The 16384-nt window shown below is 69.7% G+C and carries 13 protein-coding genes; 8 read left to right on the forward strand and 5 right to left on the reverse strand.

Annotated elements, in window-relative coordinates; all coding sequences use genetic code 11:
• Positions 1–87 precede the first annotated feature (87 nt).
• The 4 genes from CS062_RS09535 to CS062_RS09550 all read left to right on the forward strand — a co-directional run bounded on the left by CS062_RS09535 (position 88) and on the right by CS062_RS09550 (position 4547).
• Entirely contained in the window at positions 88–1317 is a 1230-nt protein-coding gene (locus tag CS062_RS09535; RefSeq protein ID WP_099861418.1) for a cyclic di-GMP phosphodiesterase, read from the forward strand.
• Positions 1318–1460: 143 nt separating this feature from the next.
• On the forward strand, positions 1461–3050 hold the full coding sequence (locus CS062_RS09540) for an ABC transporter substrate-binding protein (protein WP_099861419.1): 1590 nt from the start codon (positions 1461–1463) through the stop codon (positions 3048–3050).
• Positions 3051–3100: 50 nt separating this feature from the next.
• Positions 3101–3994 (forward strand): urease accessory protein UreD, encoded by an 894-nt coding sequence (locus tag CS062_RS09545; protein ID WP_099861420.1) that lies wholly within the window; start codon positions 3101–3103, stop codon positions 3992–3994.
• 148 nt (positions 3995–4142) lie between these two features.
• Positions 4143–4547 carry a GFA family protein gene (locus CS062_RS09550; RefSeq protein ID WP_099861421.1) on the forward strand — a complete coding sequence of 135 codons (405 nt, stop codon included), beginning with the start codon at positions 4143–4145 and terminating at the stop codon, positions 4545–4547.
• Between the two features lie 104 nt (positions 4548–4651).
• On the opposite strand, the gene mdoH is transcribed toward CS062_RS09550, so the two are convergent.
• From mdoH to CS062_RS09575, 5 genes are all read right to left on the reverse strand, one after another.
• Positions 4652–6820, reverse strand: a complete 2169-nt coding sequence (gene mdoH / locus CS062_RS09555; protein ID WP_099861422.1) for a glucans biosynthesis glucosyltransferase MdoH — start codon at positions 6818–6820, stop codon at positions 4652–4654.
• A gap of 11 nt (positions 6821–6831) precedes the next feature.
• On the reverse strand, positions 6832–8421 hold the full coding sequence (locus CS062_RS09560; protein WP_199174210.1) for a glucan biosynthesis protein G: 1590 nt from the start codon (positions 8419–8421) through the stop codon (positions 6832–6834).
• Between the two features lie 164 nt (positions 8422–8585).
• Complete coding sequence (locus tag CS062_RS09565) at positions 8586–9947, reverse strand: sigma 54-interacting transcriptional regulator (RefSeq protein ID WP_099861423.1); 1362 nt, start codon at positions 9945–9947, stop codon at positions 8586–8588.
• Positions 9948–10194: 247 nt separating this feature from the next.
• Positions 10195–10791: a hypothetical protein gene (locus CS062_RS09570; RefSeq protein WP_099861424.1), complete on the reverse strand. Its 597-nt coding sequence runs from the start codon at positions 10789–10791 to the stop codon at positions 10195–10197.
• Positions 10749–12209, reverse strand: a complete 1461-nt coding sequence (locus tag CS062_RS09575) for a HAMP domain-containing sensor histidine kinase (RefSeq protein ID WP_099861425.1) — start codon at positions 12207–12209, stop codon at positions 10749–10751. The genes CS062_RS09570 and CS062_RS09575 overlap by 43 nt, the downstream gene beginning before the upstream one ends.
• Before the next feature lie 77 nt (positions 12210–12286).
• Here CS062_RS09575 and CS062_RS09580 point away from each other — a divergent pair, with 77 nt between their 5' ends.
• The 4 genes from CS062_RS09580 (at position 12287) to CS062_RS09595 (ending at position 16367) form a co-directional block, all read left to right on the forward strand.
• The gene (locus CS062_RS09580) at positions 12287–13183 is read left to right on the forward strand and encodes a LysR substrate-binding domain-containing protein (protein WP_099861426.1); all 897 of its coding nucleotides are present in this window, start codon (positions 12287–12289) and stop codon (positions 13181–13183) included.
• A 206-nt stretch (positions 13184–13389) separates the two neighbouring features.
• Positions 13390–13752, forward strand: coding sequence for a helix-turn-helix domain-containing protein (locus CS062_RS09585; protein WP_199174211.1), 363 nt, complete (start codon positions 13390–13392; stop codon positions 13750–13752).
• A gap of 12 nt (positions 13753–13764) precedes the next feature.
• Positions 13765–15057, forward strand: a complete 1293-nt coding sequence (locus tag CS062_RS09590; RefSeq protein ID WP_099861427.1) for a type II toxin-antitoxin system HipA family toxin — start codon at positions 13765–13767, stop codon at positions 15055–15057.
• A gap of 113 nt (positions 15058–15170) precedes the next feature.
• Entirely contained in the window at positions 15171–16367 is a 1197-nt protein-coding gene (locus CS062_RS09595; RefSeq protein WP_099861428.1) for a CaiB/BaiF CoA transferase family protein, read from the forward strand.
• Positions 16368–16384: the final 17 nt, after the last annotated feature.

The following is a 16384-nucleotide window of genomic DNA, read 5'->3' on the forward strand; positions in this document are numbered from 1 at the left end:
CCATGGGGCGGTTTTTTCATGCTTGTCTGACTGTGCGTGCGCCGGGGAGGGCGCCATACTGTGTTGTCCTGGACGAAAACGCCAGTCATGCTGAAGAAGATTCCCACATCGGAGGTCAGGCTGGGCATGTACCTGCAAGGGATGGAAGGCTCCTGGCTGTCCCATCCGTTCTGGAAGACCAAGTTCGTCCTGACCGAGGCGGAGGATCTCCAGGCCCTGAAGGCGAGCGGCGTGCCGTTCTGCTGGATCGATGCCTCCAAGGGCCTGGACGTGGCGCCGCCCGTCCCGGCGGCAGCGCCGGCCGTGACAGGAGCGCCTCAGGCGCCCGCCGTGGTGGCGGCCGCGCCGCGGCTGGAACTGGGGACCGCGCCGGCATCGATGGGCGAGGAACTCGAGCGCGCATCGCAGGTCATGCAGCGCTCCAAGCGCGCGGTGATGAACCTGTTCGGCGAGGCCCGGCTGGGCAAGGCGATCGACGCCGAGCAATGCCTGCCCCTGGTGGCCGAAGTGGCCAGTTCTGTCGAGCGCAATCCGTCGGCGCTGATCAGCCTGGCGCGGCTCAAGACCAAGGACGACTACACCTATATGCATTCGGTGGCGGTGTGCGCGCTGATGGTGTCGCTGTCCCGCCAGATGGGCCTGGACGAGGCGAAGACACGCGAGGCCGGACTGGCCGGGCTGCTGCACGACGTCGGCAAGATGGCGATGCCCCTGAACGTGCTGAACAAGCCGGGCGCGCTGACCGATGCCGAGTTCGCGATCATGCGGGACCATCCGACGCGTGGCTACGAGATGCTCAAGGAGGGCACCTCGGTGCCCGAAGCGGCGCTGGACGTCGCCCTGCGGCATCACGAGAAGATGGATGGCAGCGGCTACCCCGGCAAGCTCGCCGGCGAGCAGATCAGCCTGCTCTCCCGCATGGGCGCGGTGTGCGACGTCTACGACGCGATCACCTCGAACCGGCCCTACAAGAACGCGTGGGATCCGGCGTCCTCGCTGGCGCGGATGGCGCAGTGGACCGGCCACTTCGACCCGCGCGTGTTCCAGGCCTTCGTCAAGTGCGTGGGCATCTATCCGGTCGGCACGCTGGTGAAGCTGCAGTCGGGCAAGCTGGCGGTGGTGCTGGAGCAGAACGCGACCGCGCTGACGGCACCCCGGGTGCGGGTGTTCTATTCGACCAAGTCGCAGATGCCGATCCCGACGCAGGTCCTGGACCTGTCCTCGCCCGGGGCGACGGATCGCATCATCGGCCGCGAGGATCCGGCCACCTGGGGCTTCCAGAAGCTGGACGAGCTCTGGCAGGCGCCGGCGGCGTGAGCGGCGAGAGCGGCGAGAGCGGGGTGAGCGGGGTGAGCGGGGTGAGCGGCGAACCCCGTCGCCCCGTCGGGAAAGCCCCCGACCGCCGCTGAGCGGCAGCTGCCTACACTCGCCCGACATCGGACGGACGTCGGGAGAGCGGGATGACGCGAAGGCTCATGCTGATGGCGCTGTGCGCCAGCGTGCTCGCAGGGCTGGCCGGCGCGTCGGCGGCGCAGACGCTGCGCTGGGCCAGTCAGGGCGATGCCCAGACCATGGACCCGCACTCGCAGAACGAGAGCCTGACCAACGGGATGAACTCGCAGGTCTACGAGCGCCTCACCGCTCGCGACAGGCAGCTCAGGCTCGTGCCGGGCCTGGCCACCGAGTGGACGCAGCTCAGCCCGCTGGTCTGGCGCTTCAAGCTGCGGCCCAATGTCCGGTTCCACGACGGCTCGCCCTTCACCGCGGACGATGTCGTCTTCTCGCTGCAGCGCGCCAAGGCGCCGACCTCGCAGCTCGCGGTCTACGCCAACGCGGTGGGCACCGCCCGCAAGATCGACGAGCTCACCGTCGAGATCACCCAGCCGCGCTTCAACCCGATCTTCCTGCAGCACCTGGACCTGCTCTTCATCATGAGCAAGTCCTGGAGCGAGCAGCACAAGGTCACGCGGCCGCTCAGCTTCAAGGACAACGAGGAGAGCCACGCCAGCTTCAACGCCAACGGCACCGGGCCCTTCATGCTGGTGCGGCGGCAACCCGGCATCCGCACCGTCTACAAGCGCAACCCGAACTGGTGGGGCCGTTTCGAAGGCAATGTGCAGGAGGTCCAGTTCACGCCGATCTCCAACGACGCGACGCGGCTGGCCGCGCTGGTGTCGGGCGAGATCGACCTGCTGCTGGACCCCGCGCCGCGCGACGTGCCGCGGCTGCGGGCCACGCCCGGGGTGCAGGTGCTGGAGGGGCTCGAGAACCGGCTGGTCTTCATCGGCATGGACCAGGCGCGGGAGACGCTGGTGTACGGCCGCTCGCCCAACGGCCGGAACCCGTTCCAGGACCTGCGGGTGCGCCGCGCGATGTACCAGGCCATCGACATCGAGGCGATCCACAAGCGCCTGATGAACGGGCTGTCGCAACCCACCGGCGGCCTCACGCCGTCGCCGCTCGGCGCCTACGGCGATCCGGCGCTCGAGACGCGCCTGCCGTTCGACCTCGCCGCCGCGCGCAAGGCGATGGCCGACGCTGGCTATGGCGACGGTTTCGAGGTCACGCTGGACTGCCCCAACAACCGCTATGTCAACGACGAGGGCATCTGCCTGGCGCTCGCGTCGATGTGGGCGCAGATCAAGGTGAAGGTGAAGGTCAACGCGATGCCGCGGGTGCTCTATTTCCCCCGGCTGGAGCGCTACGAGACCAGCCTCTACCTGATGGGCTGGGGCGGCGCGATCACCGATGCCGAGACCATCCTCACCCCGGTCTACCGCAGCGATGACAAGTCCTCCGGTGCCGGCTTCTACAACTACGGCCGCTCGCGGAACCCGAAGTTCGACCAGCTCGCGGCCGCCTCCTCGGTCGAGGCGGATCCGGTCAGGCGCGAACAGCTCATCAAGGCCGCGCTGCAGGAGTACAGGGAGCAGCTGCATGTCCTGCCGCTGCACCGGCAGGCCGCGCCCTGGGCGGTGCGCCAGGGGGTGCAGGCGGTGCACCGCGCCGACAACTGGCTGGACTACGCCTGGATCACGGTGCCGAAGTAGGCGGTCCTTCCGCCCGGGCGGCGGTGCGGATGCGCCTAACATCCGCGCCCATGACCGCGCCTTCCGAGATCCTCCCCGTGCCGGCCGGCAAGCCCGGCCCGGCCGTCGACAAGCAATGGCTGGCCCGCCTGCGCGCCGACTACCGCCTCGACCGGGGGCGCAGCGTCGTCAGCCATGAGCACGACGGGCCGCTGCGCCTGCTGAAGAGCCTCTATCCGGAGGGCGAGGCCATCTGCCACAGCGTGCTTGTTCATCCGCCCAGCGGGCTGGTCGGCGGCGACACGCTGGACATCGCGGTGACGGTCGGCGACGGCGCCCATGCGCTGGTGACCACGCCGGGTGCGACGCGCTTCTACCGCAGTCCGACCGGCGCGTCGGCCAGGCAGTGCGTTCAGGCGACGCTGGGCGACGGCGCGCGGCTGGAATGGCTGCCGCTCGAGGCGATCGCCTACCCGGGCTGTGAAGCGGTCAACGAGGCGCGCTTCACCCTCGCGCCGACGGCGGAGCTGCTGGCCTGGGACATCACGGCGCTCGGGCTGCCCGGCGCGGGACAGCCGTTCTCGAGTGGTCGCTTCCTGCAGCACCTGGAAATTCCCGGTGTCTGGCTGGAGCGCGGCCGGCTCGATGCGGGCGATGCGCTGTTGATGGAAGGCGACCTCGGCCTGGCCGGGCAGCGTTGCCTGGGAACGCTGGTCTTCGCCGCCGGCGCGGCGCTCGGACGCGATCGCCGTGAACGGGCGCTGGACGCGGTGCGCGCGCTGATCGACGCCGACCCGCTGCGCGCAAGCGCCGGCGCGACTGCCGCGCAGGACGACGTGCTGGTGGTGCGGGTGCTGGGACCGGTGGTCGAGCCGGTCGCGCTGCTGCTGCGGCGTTGCTGGGCCGTCTGGCGCCAGGCCCTGTGGGGCCTGGATGGCACCCCGCCCCGCCTCTGGGCGATGTAGGCGGGCCCTCGCCGCCGGGGGCCGCATCCCTCGGAGAGGGGACGGCGGTTCATGTCGGTGTGGCAACGATGTCTCAGACAGGTAGCCAGCGCCCCGGCGCTGCGCTTAGCATGGCCGCTCCACGTCCGGTCTCCAGGGAGGTGATCGAATGGCTTCACGTACCGCTTCGTGCAGTTGCGGCCAATTGAAGATCGTGGTGCAGGGAGAGCCGTTGGGAACCGGCCTCTGCCACTGCCTGGCGTGCCAGCGCCGCACGGGCAGTGTCTTCGCGACGCTGGCGGCCTTTGCCGAGCCCTACGAGGTCATCGGCATCGCGACCGAATTCATACGCGCCGGCGATCAGGGGGCGCGATTCCGATTCCACTTCTGCCCGGTCTGCGGCAGCACCGTCTTCCACACGGAGGAGGGGGTCGAAGGATCGGTCGGCGTGGCGGTGGGCGGATTCGGAGATCCGGACTTCCCGCCACCGCAGGACTCGGTCTACACCTGCCGGATGCACGGCTGGGTCCGGCTGCCCCAGGACGTCCGGGCCTACGACCGCGACCCGATGTAGCGCCGCGGCGCTGACCGCATCGATCCCGGGCACCGCGCCTTCGCCATGACTCGTCGGCGAGGCGCCCGGGCCGATGGGGCGGGATTCAGCGGCTCCCGGCGGCCTCAGGCGGCCAGGCGCAGGTCGGGGCGAACGATCTCGGCATCGGCCACCGGGCGCAGCGGCTGCGCCAGTCGCAGCAGGTGGCCCGGCTCGCTCAGGAAGCGCATGCGCTCGGCGTTGCTCATCGCGTCGACGGCGCCAGGCTGCGCGCTCAACTGGTCCAGGCGCTGGCGACGCACCTGGGCGCGCATGCCCTGGCCCACGTCGCGGCGGCCCATCGCCTCGGCCGCCAGCGCCGTCAGGCGACGGCTGGCGAGCAGGTCGGCGAAGCCGGGGAGGTGACGTTCCTGGCGGCCATAGGCCCAGGCGTTGCGCAGGACGGTCGGGGTCTGGCTCTCTTCGGGGATCAGCAGCAGGCCGGCGCCGCGCATGCGTTCGCCCAGGCGGGCGCGGCTGGACAGCACGGTGATCGGCGCGGCCAGCAGCAGCGGCAGTGCGATCGGCGCGATCCAGATCAGCGTCGACGGGCTGAGCGCGCCGATGGCCGCGGCGATCACGGCGGTGATCACGCTGATGCGGCCGTAGGCGGCGAAGGCCTCGCGCCAGGAGACGTCCTCGGCGGCACGGGGAGGCGACTTCCAGTCCAGCGAGATGCCGGTCAACGCGACCACGCAGAAGATCGAATGGGCGACCATGCGCAGCGGCGCCTGCAGCAGCGACATGCCGGCCTCGGTGGCGCAGGAGGCCAGCAGCTTGAACGCGCCGCCGTACTGCGACTGCTCGCCGCGCAGGATCAGCGCGGCCACCGACAGCAGGCGCGGCAGCACCAGCATGCCGATCGTGCCCAGCCACAGCGCTGCCACGCCCGGCGCCAGCGAGCCGTCTTCCATGAAGGGCTGGAAGGCCTCGTTGCCGCCGACGTTCCACAGCAGCACGCCCAGGCCGACGTACAGCAGCCACAGCGGCGCGGCCAGGTAGGACAGCGCACCGGTCACCAGCATCGCGCGGTGCACGCCGTGCAGGCCGGGCTCGGCGATCAGGCCGGCGTTCTGGATGTTGCCCTGGCACCAGCGGCGGTCGCGCTGGAGTTCGGCCAGCAGGTGCGGCGGCTGCTGCTCATAGGAGCCCGGCAGGTCGGCGACCAGCCACACCTGGTAGCCGGCGCGGCGCATCAGGGCGGCCTCGACGAAGTCGTGCGACATGATCTCCTTGCCCCGCAGCGGGGCCAGGGCGCAGTGCTTCATGAAGGGCTCGACGCGGATGATCGCGTTGTGGCCCCAGTAGTGCGCCTCGCCGAGCTGCCAGTACTGCATGCCGGCGGCGAACAGGCGGCCGGTCACGCGGCTCGCGAACTGCTGTGCGCGGGCATGCGGCGTGTCGTGGCCGCAGACCTGGTTGGCGGCCTGCAGGATGCCGGCGCGCGGATGCTTCTCCATCAGGCGCACCAGGCCCAGCAGGCAGTCGCCGCTCATGACGCTGTCGGCATCCAGCACCACCATGTAGCGGTAGTTGCGGCCCCAGCGGCGGCAGAAGTCGGCGACGTTGCCCGCCTTCTTCTTCACCCGGCGCTGGCGCCAGCGGTAGTGGATGCGGCCCCGGCCGGCGAACTGCGCGCGCAGTTCGGCCCAGGCGGCCAGCTCCTGCGTGCGGCGCTCGGGGTCGGAGCTGTCGGACAGGATGTAGACGTCGAACAGGCGCAGCGCGCCGGCCGCGGCCAGCGATTCGCAGCTGGCGCGCAGGCCGGCGAAGACGGTGGTGACGTCCTCGTTGCAGATCGGCATGACCAGGGCGGTCCGGGCATCGGCGCCGAGCGGCTCGTTGCCGGCGTCCTTGATCGAGATCGCGTGACGGTCGCCGCGCAGCATCACCCAGAAGCCCATCACCGCGGTGACGCAGCCGGCGCTGACCCAGGCGAACAGCAGCGCGAACAGCGCCAGGTGCACGCACTGCAGCGCGAAGGCCCAGGGATCGCTGGCCCAGCCGTTGTGGGTCTGCCAGAGCACGCTGGTGGCCAGCGCGGTGGCGCCGGCGATCGACAGCTTCAGCGCATTGCGCCGGTTCCGGGCCGCGGTCTCCCAGGCCTGGGGCGGCTCGGAGGCCGGCAGCGACTCGACCGGCGGCGTGCGCTGACCCCAGGGGCGCGGCACCATCGCACCGCGCTTGATGGCCGGCGCGCTCGGGCCGACCGGACCGGGGGCCGAGGCGGCGGGATGAAGGGCGGAATGCGTCATGTCGGGCTCCTTCACTGGGGAGGAAGAATCAGGCTCCAGGTCTCGGTGAGGACCTGCTGCTTCGTCTGGAGGAAACCGCGCAGCTCGGTCGACTGACCGGGGCGCAACTGCTTGATGCGGACGGCCATGCGCCAGCCGCCGGTCACCGGGTTCGGATAGGCGTTGACCTCGGTCACCTCGCCGTTGGCGTTGGTGCTGGCGATGGCCTTGACCTCGGCGCCGGCTGGCAGTGCGGCGAGCGAAGGGCCTTCGAAGTCCACGATGAACTGCTGCTCGTTCTTGTCGAGCTTGGCGTAGCTGTAGCCGGTGCGGGTCTGCACCGCCCAGGCGCCGGGCGGGCGCTGCTGCTGCTCGCCCTGCAGGTGCAGGCGATAGCTGTAGTCCAGCGGCTGGCCGGGGGCCGGCTGCCTGGCGGGCACCCAGTACGCGACGATGTTGTCGTGCGTCTCGTCGGGCGTGTGCAGCGACATCAGCTCCACGCGGCCCGGGCCCCAGTCGCTGGTCGGCTCGACCCAGGCGGAAGGCCGCATCTCATAGCGCGCCTCGGTGTCCTCGTAGCTGGCGAAGCGGCGGTCGCGCTGCATCAGGCCGAAGCCCTTCACGCCCGGGAGCGTGAACGAGGTGGTCAGCGTGCCATTCGGATTGATCAGCGGGCGCCAGATCCATTCGCCGCTGCTGCTGGCCACCATCAGGCCGTCGCTGTCATGCACCTCGGGCCGGAAGTCGCCCTTCTGCGGCTGGTTCTCGCCGAAGAGGTACATCGAGGTCAGCGGCGCCAGCGCCAGCGTCGCCACCGGGGCGCGCATGAACAGGCGCACCCGGGTCTCGACGACGGTCTCGGCGCCGGGCTTGATGACGAAGGTGTAGGCACCGCTGGCGCGTTGCGAGTCCATCAGCGCGTGCACGGTCAGCGTCTTCGCGTCGGCGCCGGGCCGCTCGATCCAGAACTCGCTGAAGCGCGGGAATTCCTCGCCCTTGCCGCCGACGGTATCGATGGCCAGGCCGCGCGCCGACAGCCCGTAATGCTGGTTGGCGCCCAGCACGCGGAAGTAGCTCGCGCCCAGGAAGACGGCGAGCTCGTCCTTGTACTTGTCGTTGTTGAGGTGGTAATGCGCGCGGAAGCCGGCGTAGCCGACGTCGCCCCACTTGCGCGGCGAGAGCTGGCTGTTCTTGCCGTAGTCGAAGTCCTCGCGCTTGAACGGGACCGGCCGGGCCTGCCCGCCGACGATCTCGTTGATGCGCACCGCCTGGGTCTGGTAGTGGCCCAGGTGGAAGAACATCAGCTCGAAGGGCAGTTGCTCCTGGCGCCACAGCGCGCGCTCCGGCTTGAAGCGGATGTCGCGCATCTGGTCGTAGTTGAGGTTCTTCAACTCGGCCGGCAGGTTGTCCGGCGGCGCGACGTAGGGCTTGGCCGCCAATGCCTTGGCGCGCTCGGCGATCTCGTCGAAGCCGAAGGCCTGCGCGGCGGATGCCGCGGCCAGCAGGGCGGCACCGACGGCCAGCCCGATGAACGATCCGATCCACCGACGTTGGTCAGCCTGGCGGCGAGCGCTGGTCGCCGGGATGCGGGCCTGAGGGGTGAGGGCGTGAATAGTTCGCATGTGGCAGGCCCTTCTGCAAGGCCCGTGCCATCGGCGATTCCCTATTCATATCAACAACTTACGCGTTTTGTGCGCTGCCGCACCCTGGATTTTCTGTCGCCGCGCGGCGACGCGCATGGCGAGTTTTTCTGCAAGTTGTTGATTTTGAACGAATTTTCTTGTCGCTATTCGGCGACAGGCCCTTCCGACCGGAACATCGACGGCTCCAGTCCGTTGCGCTGCAGCAAGCGGTAGAACTCGGTCCGGTTGCGGTCGGCAAGCCGCGCGGCATCGGCGACGTTGCCATCGGTGAGCTTGAGCAGGCCGACCAGGTACTCCCGCTCGAAACGCTGTCGCGCTTCCGCGTAAGGAAGTACTTCGACGCTGGGCGAACGCAGCGCGCGCTGCACCAGTGAGAGCGGGATCAGCGGCGAGGTCGCCAGCGCGCTCACCTGCTCGACGACGTTGTGGAGCTGGCGCACATTGCCCGGCCAGGAGGCCATCGTGAGCGCCTTCAGCGCATCGGGCGCGAAGCCGTTGAGGCGCTTGTCGTACTTCAGCGCGAGCTTCTGCAGGAAGTGCTGCGCCAGCAACGGGATGTCCTCGCGGCGCTCGGCCAGGCTGGGCAGCGTCAGGCTGACGACATTGAGGCGGTAATAGAGGTCCTCGCGGAACTGGCCCTCGGCCAGCGCCGCCTCCAGGTCGCGGTGGGTGGCGGAGAGGATGCGCACGTCGATCGGCACCGATGCGCTGGCGCCGACCGGGCGCACCTGGTGTTCCTGCAGCACCCGCAGCAGCTTGACCTGCAGCGGCAGCGGCATGTCGCCGATTTCGTCGAGCAGCAGCGTGCCGCCGTCGGCGGCCTGGAAGAGCCCCCGGTGGTTGGCCAGTGCGCCGGTGAACGCGCCCTTGACGTGACCGAACAGCTCGGATTCCAGCAGCGGCTCCGGGATCGCGCCGCAGTTGACGGCGACGAAGGGCCGCTTGGCGCGCGGGCTGGCGGCATGGATGGCGCGGGCCAGCAGTTCCTTGCCGGAGCCGCTCTCGCCGCGGATCAGCACCGGGGCCTGCGAGGCCGCGACCAGGCGCGCCTCGGCCAGCACCTCGGCCATCACGTTGGAGCGGCTGACGATCGCCTCCCGCCAGGCCTGGTCGGGGCTGTCGTCCTGGTGGACCGCGGTGAGGGTCAGGGCTTGCGCGATGGTGTCCAGCAGCGCGCGGCCGTCGAAGGGCTTGGTCAGGTAGGTGTAGACGCCCTGCGCGGTGGCGGCGACGGCGTCCGGGATGGTGCCGTGTGCCGTCAGCAGGATCACCGGCAGCGCCGGATGGCGCTCGCGGATGGTGTTGAACAGCGCCAGGCCGTCCATGCCGGGCAATTGCACGTCGCTGAGCACCAGCGCGGGCCGTTGCACTTCCATCTGCGCCAGCGCGGCTTCGGCGCTGGCGACAGCGGTGACGTCGTAGCCGGCCGCCTCCAGCCGCATCGACAGCAGCTTCAGCAGGTCGGCGTCGTCGTCGACGATCAGCAGTCGGGCGCCGCCGCTCATTGGAGCCCCTCGTCCGCAGCAAGCCGCGGCCAGTCCCCCGAGGGGACGCGAGCTTGCTTGGGGCGGCCCTGCGCTGCGCTCGAGCGCGCCCCTCGTCCGCGGCAAGCCGCGGCCGGTCCCCCGAGGGGACCTGAGCTTGCTCGGGAACGGCCCAGCGCTGCGCTCGAGTGCGCCCCTCGTCCGCGGCAAGCCGCGGCCGGTCCCCCGAGGGGACGCGAGCTGGCTCGGGAACGGCCCTGCGCTGCGCTCATGGCTTGTCGAGCGCCGAGCGCGGCCCGCCGAGGCTGCGTTCGATCGCCTTGAGCGCCTCGAGCTTGCGGTTCGCCTCGTCGAGCCGGCGTTGCAGGTCGTCCCGGACCTGCTTCGATTTCTCCAGTTCGCCTTCCATGCGCCGCTGCTCGGCGACGCGGTCGGCGAGGAACTGGGCGATGGGACGCCACTCGTTGGCCTCGGGTCGGGCGTCGCGCAGCACCTGGTCGAGCAGCGTCTGGGCGCGGAAGGTCTCGCCGTTGTTGTGGCTGAACATCAGCGCAAGCGCCAGCTGCACCGCGTTGCCGGGCGGCAGCGAGGCGTCGTCGCGCGGCGCGACTTCCTGGCCGAGCTCGAGCGGGCTGAGCTGGCGCAGGCGGTCGTTGGCGTTGAGCACGATGCGGGCCGCGTTGTCGGTGGGCGCCACGACGGGCACCTGCACCGGCACCTCGACGCGGACCTCCTTGACGATGGTGCGGGGCGGCTGCTGCGCGCAGCCCGCCGCCAGCAGGGCGACGGCGACGGCGGCAAGCGGGACCCGAGGCCGCGCGCTCAGGCGTTGAGGGACTTCAAGGACCGTGGCGTGTGGGCGCATGGCAGCGTGATTCTGAAATGTGCGCCCTGGTCGGCGGGCAGCAGGTCGATGTGACCGCCATGGGCGGCGATGTACTCCGTGACGATGGACAGGCCGATGCCGGTGCCCTTGAGGGCATCGTCGGGCTGGCGTTCGCCGCGATAGAAGGGCTCGAAGATGCGGGCCTGGTCCGCCGGCGCGACGCCCGGGCCGTCGTCGCGCAAGTCGATGGTGAGCTGGCCGCCCTGGCGCGCGAGGTCGATGTCGACGTGGCCGCCGGGCGGGGCGAAGCGTATCGCATTGGAGAGCAGGTTGCCGACCGCGGCCGCGATCTTGGCCGGGTCGACCTCCGCTTCGAGCGGGCCGCCAGACAGACGGACCTGCAATCCGCGTGCCTGCCATTGCAGCCGCTGGTGGTCGATCGTGCCCTGGATCAGGGACATCAGCTCGGTGCGCTGCGGCTTGAGGTCGCGGGCCTCGAAGGCCGCGGCATTGAAGCGCAGCAGGTCCTCGATCTGGCGCTGCAGCACGGCGGTGTTGTCGCGCAGGATGCGGGCGACCTCCTTCTGCTTGTCGTTGAGCGGCCCGGCGACCTCGTCCTCGAGCAGCGCGGTGCCCTCGCGCAGCGCGGCCAGCGGCGTCTTGAGCTCATGGGAGACATGCCGCAGGAAACGCGCCTTGTCGGCATCGAGCTCCGCCAGCCGCAGGCGCAGCCAGTCCAGCCGCTGTCCCAGCGAGCGCAGGTCGGCGGGGCCGGGGATCTCGATGCGGTCGTCGAGCCGGTTCTCGCCCAGGCCGGCGATGGCGCGCTCCAGGCGGCGCAGCGGGCGGGTCAGGAAGATGCCGAACACCAGCGACAGCAGCGCGGCCACGGCGATTGCGCCGAGCACCTGCTGACCGAGCAGCACACGGCCGTTCTCGAGCTTGTCCTGCAGCACCCGATTGCTCGTCTCGGCATGGCGGCGGACGTCCTCGGCCAGCCCGCCCGTCAGGCCGCCGAGCTCGCGAAAGCGCGTCATCAGCTCGGTTTCGCGCTTGCGCGCATTGGCGGGCAGCGCGCGCGGACTGTCCATCAGCGCGCGGATCTCGTCGAGCTTGCGCTTCCAGGCCACCAGCGGCGCGGACGTCAGCCCCTGCGCGCGCAGCAGTTCGAGCACCCGTTCGGCGTCGTCCGCATCCTCCTCGAAGCGCCGGCGCAGGGCCTGGTCCTCCAGCACCGCGTACTGGCGGGCGGCGCGTTCCATGCTGACGCCGCGATCGCCGAGCTGCTGCACCTCGCCGCTCATGCGCGCGGCGCGCACCACCGCCTCGCGGCTTTGCATCGTCAGCCGTTCCAGCGTCAGCAGGCCGCCCAGCGAGGCGGCGGCGAGCAGGCCCGCGATCGACAGGAAGCCGATCAGCAGCATCTGGCGGAAGGACATGCGGTGGAGGCTGAACATCGGCCGGCATGTTAGCGGCGGCCTCGCGCTCCCCGCGGCGCGCGGGCCGGCGGATACGGATGGATACTCCGGCGGCCATGAACCTGCACCGCGTCGATCTCGTCTCGCTGTCGCTCTTCGCCCTGGTGGCGCGCACCGGCAGCATCAGCCAGGGCGCGGCGCTGGCGGCGCTGGCGGTCGGCGCGGCGAGCAGGCGTCTCAGCGACCTGGAGCACTCGCTGGGCACGACGCTGCTGGAGCGGCATTCGCGCGGCGTCACCCTGACCGAGGCGGGGCTGGCGCTGCAGCGGCATGCGCAGCGCATCCTCAGCGACGTGGACCAGATGACGGCCGACCTGTCGGACTACGCGTCGGGCCTGACCGGCGTGGTGCGGCTGTGGGCCAACACCTCGGCGGTGACGCAGTTCCTGCCGGCGCAGGTCTCGGCCTTCGTGCGCGACAACCCGCGCATCCGGATCGAGCTGGAAGAGGCGGACAGCCACGAGATCGTGGTCGCCGTCCTCGATGGCCGGGCGGACCTGGGCATCTTCGCCGACCGCACGCCGGCGCTCGGACTGCACGTCCTTAACTACCGCCAGGACCGGCTGGTGCTGGTGGCGCCGGCCGGACATCCGCTGACCCGGCGCAAGGCGGTGCGGTGGGAGCAGGCGGTCGAGTACGACTTCGTGACGCTGGCCAAGGCCACCTCGCTGCACAAGCGATTGGAGATGGAGACCGAGGCGCTGGGTCGGCGCCTGAAGAACCGGATTCAGGTGCGCAGCTTCGACGCGATGTGCCGGATGGTGGCGGCGGGCATGGGCATCGCGGTGCTGCCCGACGCGGCGGTCGAGCCGCTGCTCAAGCCGCTGGACCTGCGCCGCGTCGCGCTCGACGAGCCCTGGTCCGCACGCACGCTGCTCATCGGCGTGCGCGACCTCGACGCGCTGCCGCGGCATGTGCGGGTGTTCATCGATCACCTGTGTTCGGCGCCTTGAGAAGCCAGGGCCCCGGTGAGGTGGGCTGCGTCGGCTTCTCTCATGAAGCGGAAGAAATCTGCCTGTTGGAAGCGTGAAAAGCGAACTAACGGCGTTATTCTGCCGCTTGTGATAGTTGACTTGTCGGTTTATGACCGGCAGTATTGTGCCGATAGTGAATTAAAAGATAGTCAATCGGCGTAAATGTGCCGTTTATGGTGAGATAAATGCCTGTGCTGCTGAGCGACGATGACATCGAGCGAGAGATCGGCGAGAAGGTCCGAGCCCTCCGACTTCAACGCAACCTGGACCAAGCCACGGTGGCGGAGCAATCCGGCATCAGCGTCCGCGCCTTGCGCAACCTCGAGAAGGGGGCCGGCTCGACCCTACGCACCCTGCTGGTGGTGATGCGCGCGTTGGGACGCGAGCACTGGTTCGAGTCCATGGCGCCGGTGGCGACGATCAATCCGCTGAGCCTGCCTCGCAAGAGCGCGCAGAGACAACGGGCGACCGCCACGAGCGTGAAGCAGGCCCAGGAAGCGAGTCGCAAATTGACATTCCTGGCCAAGCGTCGCGCGGCCATCAAGTAGCGTTCCGTTCCCATGCCCTACGTTCCCGTCGATCGTGTCGAAGTCCACCTGTGGGGCCTGCTCGTGGGCGTCGCGGCGCTCGATCCTGCTTACGGGTTCTACGCGTTCGCATACGACCCGGCGTTTCGCGACATCGGCATCGACTTGGCCCCGCTCCACATGCCGCTCCATGGGCAGGAGGTTTTCCTCTTTCCGGACCTTCCGATCAATACGTACAAGCGCTTGCCGGCCCTGTTGGCCGATGCCTTGCCCGATGACTTCGGCAATGCGCTGATCAACAGCTACATGGCCGGGCAGGGGGTTTCGCCGTCGGAGGTCACGGCGCTGGACCGGTTGGCCTACATGGGCAGCCGAGCCATGGGGGCGCTGACCTTCAAGCCAGCACGAGGCCCTCGAGCCCGACTGTCGAGTGCCATCGACATGCGCAAGCTGGTGACAGCCGCCCGGGAGGCCGTGCATGGCGCGATCGATGACGACGAGCACACCAATGCCGCGTTGCGTTCGATCATCGATGTCGGCACGTCGGCGGGAGGGGCCCGGGCCAAGGCGGTGGTGGCCGTCCACCCCGAATCGAAGGAACTTCGCTCCGGACAGGTGGACGCGCCCCCCGGCTTCGAGCACTGGCTGCTGAAGTTCGATGGCGTCGGGGTGGACAAGGAGCTGGGGGCTTCCCAGAACTATGGGCGCATCGAGTTCGCTTATCACCTGATGGCCTGTGCCGCCGGTATCCAGATGAGCGAATGCGACCTCCTCGAGGAGAACGGCCGCGCTCACTTCATGACCCGGCGTTTCGATCGTCACGGAAGTTCCGGCCGTCACCACATCCAGACCTTGTGCGCGATGCAGCACCTTGACTACAAGCTCAAGGGCGTCCACGCCTACGAGCAGTTCTTCTTGACGATGGCGCAGCTCGGCCTGCCCTATGAGGACCGGGTGGAAGGCTTCCGGCGCATGGTCTTCAATGTCGCCGGCATGAACTGCGACGACCATGTGAAGAACCTGAGCTTTCTGCTCCCGGAGGACGACCCGGCCTGGCGACTGGCCCCCGCGTACGACCTCACCTTCGCACACAACCCGCAAGGGGAGTGGACGCATCAGCACCTCATGTCGGTGAACGGGAAGTTCAAGCAGATTGAACGGGCCGACCTGCTGAGCGTCGCCGACCGATTCGGCATCCGCCGCGCCGACCGTCTGATCGATGAAGTCCAGGAGGCTGTCCAGTTGTGGCCGGTCTATGCCGATGCCGCCGGGGTTCCGGACGCGGAGATCGCCTTCATCGAACGCCAACTGGTCCGGCTCACCTAGGGGCAACCCCAACCCGCTTTCGCGATCGGTGAAAGCTGGCGCCGCCACTCCCGCCTTCCGCTTCGTCGCGGACCTTCCCAGAATCCGCTCCCATCACCAGGAGACCACGGACCATGGATGGATTGCAGGCGCTGCAGGGATTGCGTGTCGTCGAGATGGGCCAGCTCATCGCCGGCCCCTTCGCCGGCAAGACGCTGGGCGACTTCGGCGCCGACGTCGTCAAGATCGAGGCCCCCGGCAGCGGTGACCCGCTGCGCAACTGGCGGATGCTGCAGGACGGCACCTCGGTGTGGTGGCAGGTCCAGTCGCGCAACAAGCGCTCGATCGCGCTGGACCTGCGCCAGAAGGACGGCCAGGACATCGCCCGCCAGCTGATCGCCGAAGCCGATGTGCTGATCGAAAACTTCCGCCCCGGCACGCTCGAGGGCTGGGGCATGTCCTATGAGGAACTCGCCAAGGCCAATCCCGGCCTGATCATGTTGCGCATCAGCGGCTATGGCCAGACCGGCCCGTACCGCGACCTGCCGGGCTTCGGCATGATCGGCGAGGCGATGGGCGGCCTGCGCCACCTGACCGGCGAGCCGGGCCGGGTGCCGGTGCGATGCGGGATCTCGATCGGCGACACGCTGGCCGCGCTGCACGGCACGATCGGCGTGCTGACCGCGCTCTATCACCGCAAGGTCAATGGCGGCCGCGGCCAGGTCATCGACATGGCGCTGACCGAGGCGGTCCTCAACGTGATGGAGAGCCTGATTCCCGAGTACAGCGCCTTCGGCGCCGTGCGGGGACCGGCCGGCTCGGCGCTGCCGGGCATCGCGCCGTCCAACGCCTACCTCTGTGCCGATGGCGTCGTGCTGATCGCCGGCAATGGCGATTCGATCTTCAAGCGGCTGATGCAGGTCATCGGCCGGGAGGACCTGGGCCAGGACGAGGCGCTCGCCAACAACGCCGGACGCGTCGCGCGTGTCGAGGAGATCGACGCCGCGATCGGCGCCTGGGCGGCGACGCGCACCGTCGAGGAGGTGCTGACGCCGCTGGCGGCGGCGAGCGTGCCCGCGGGCCGTGTCTACACCGCCAAGGACATCGTCGAGGACCCGCACTTCCGGGCGCGCGACATGATCCTGCGGCAGCAGACCCGCGACGGTCATGAGATCGAGGTGCCGGGCATCGTGCCCAAGCTGATGGGCACGCCGGGCGCGGTGCGCCGCGCCGCGCCCCGGCTGGGCGGCGACACGGACGAGGTGCTGCGCGAGATCGGTCTCACCGCCGAGCAGATCGCCGCGCTGCGCGAACGCAAGATCGTTGCCTGAGGCGCCGCGATGACGAC

Origin of the sequence: Roseateles chitinivorans (assembly GCF_002761755.1) — a bacterium.
Lineage (GTDB): Bacteria > Pseudomonadota > Gammaproteobacteria > Burkholderiales > Burkholderiaceae_C > Roseateles > Roseateles chitinivorans.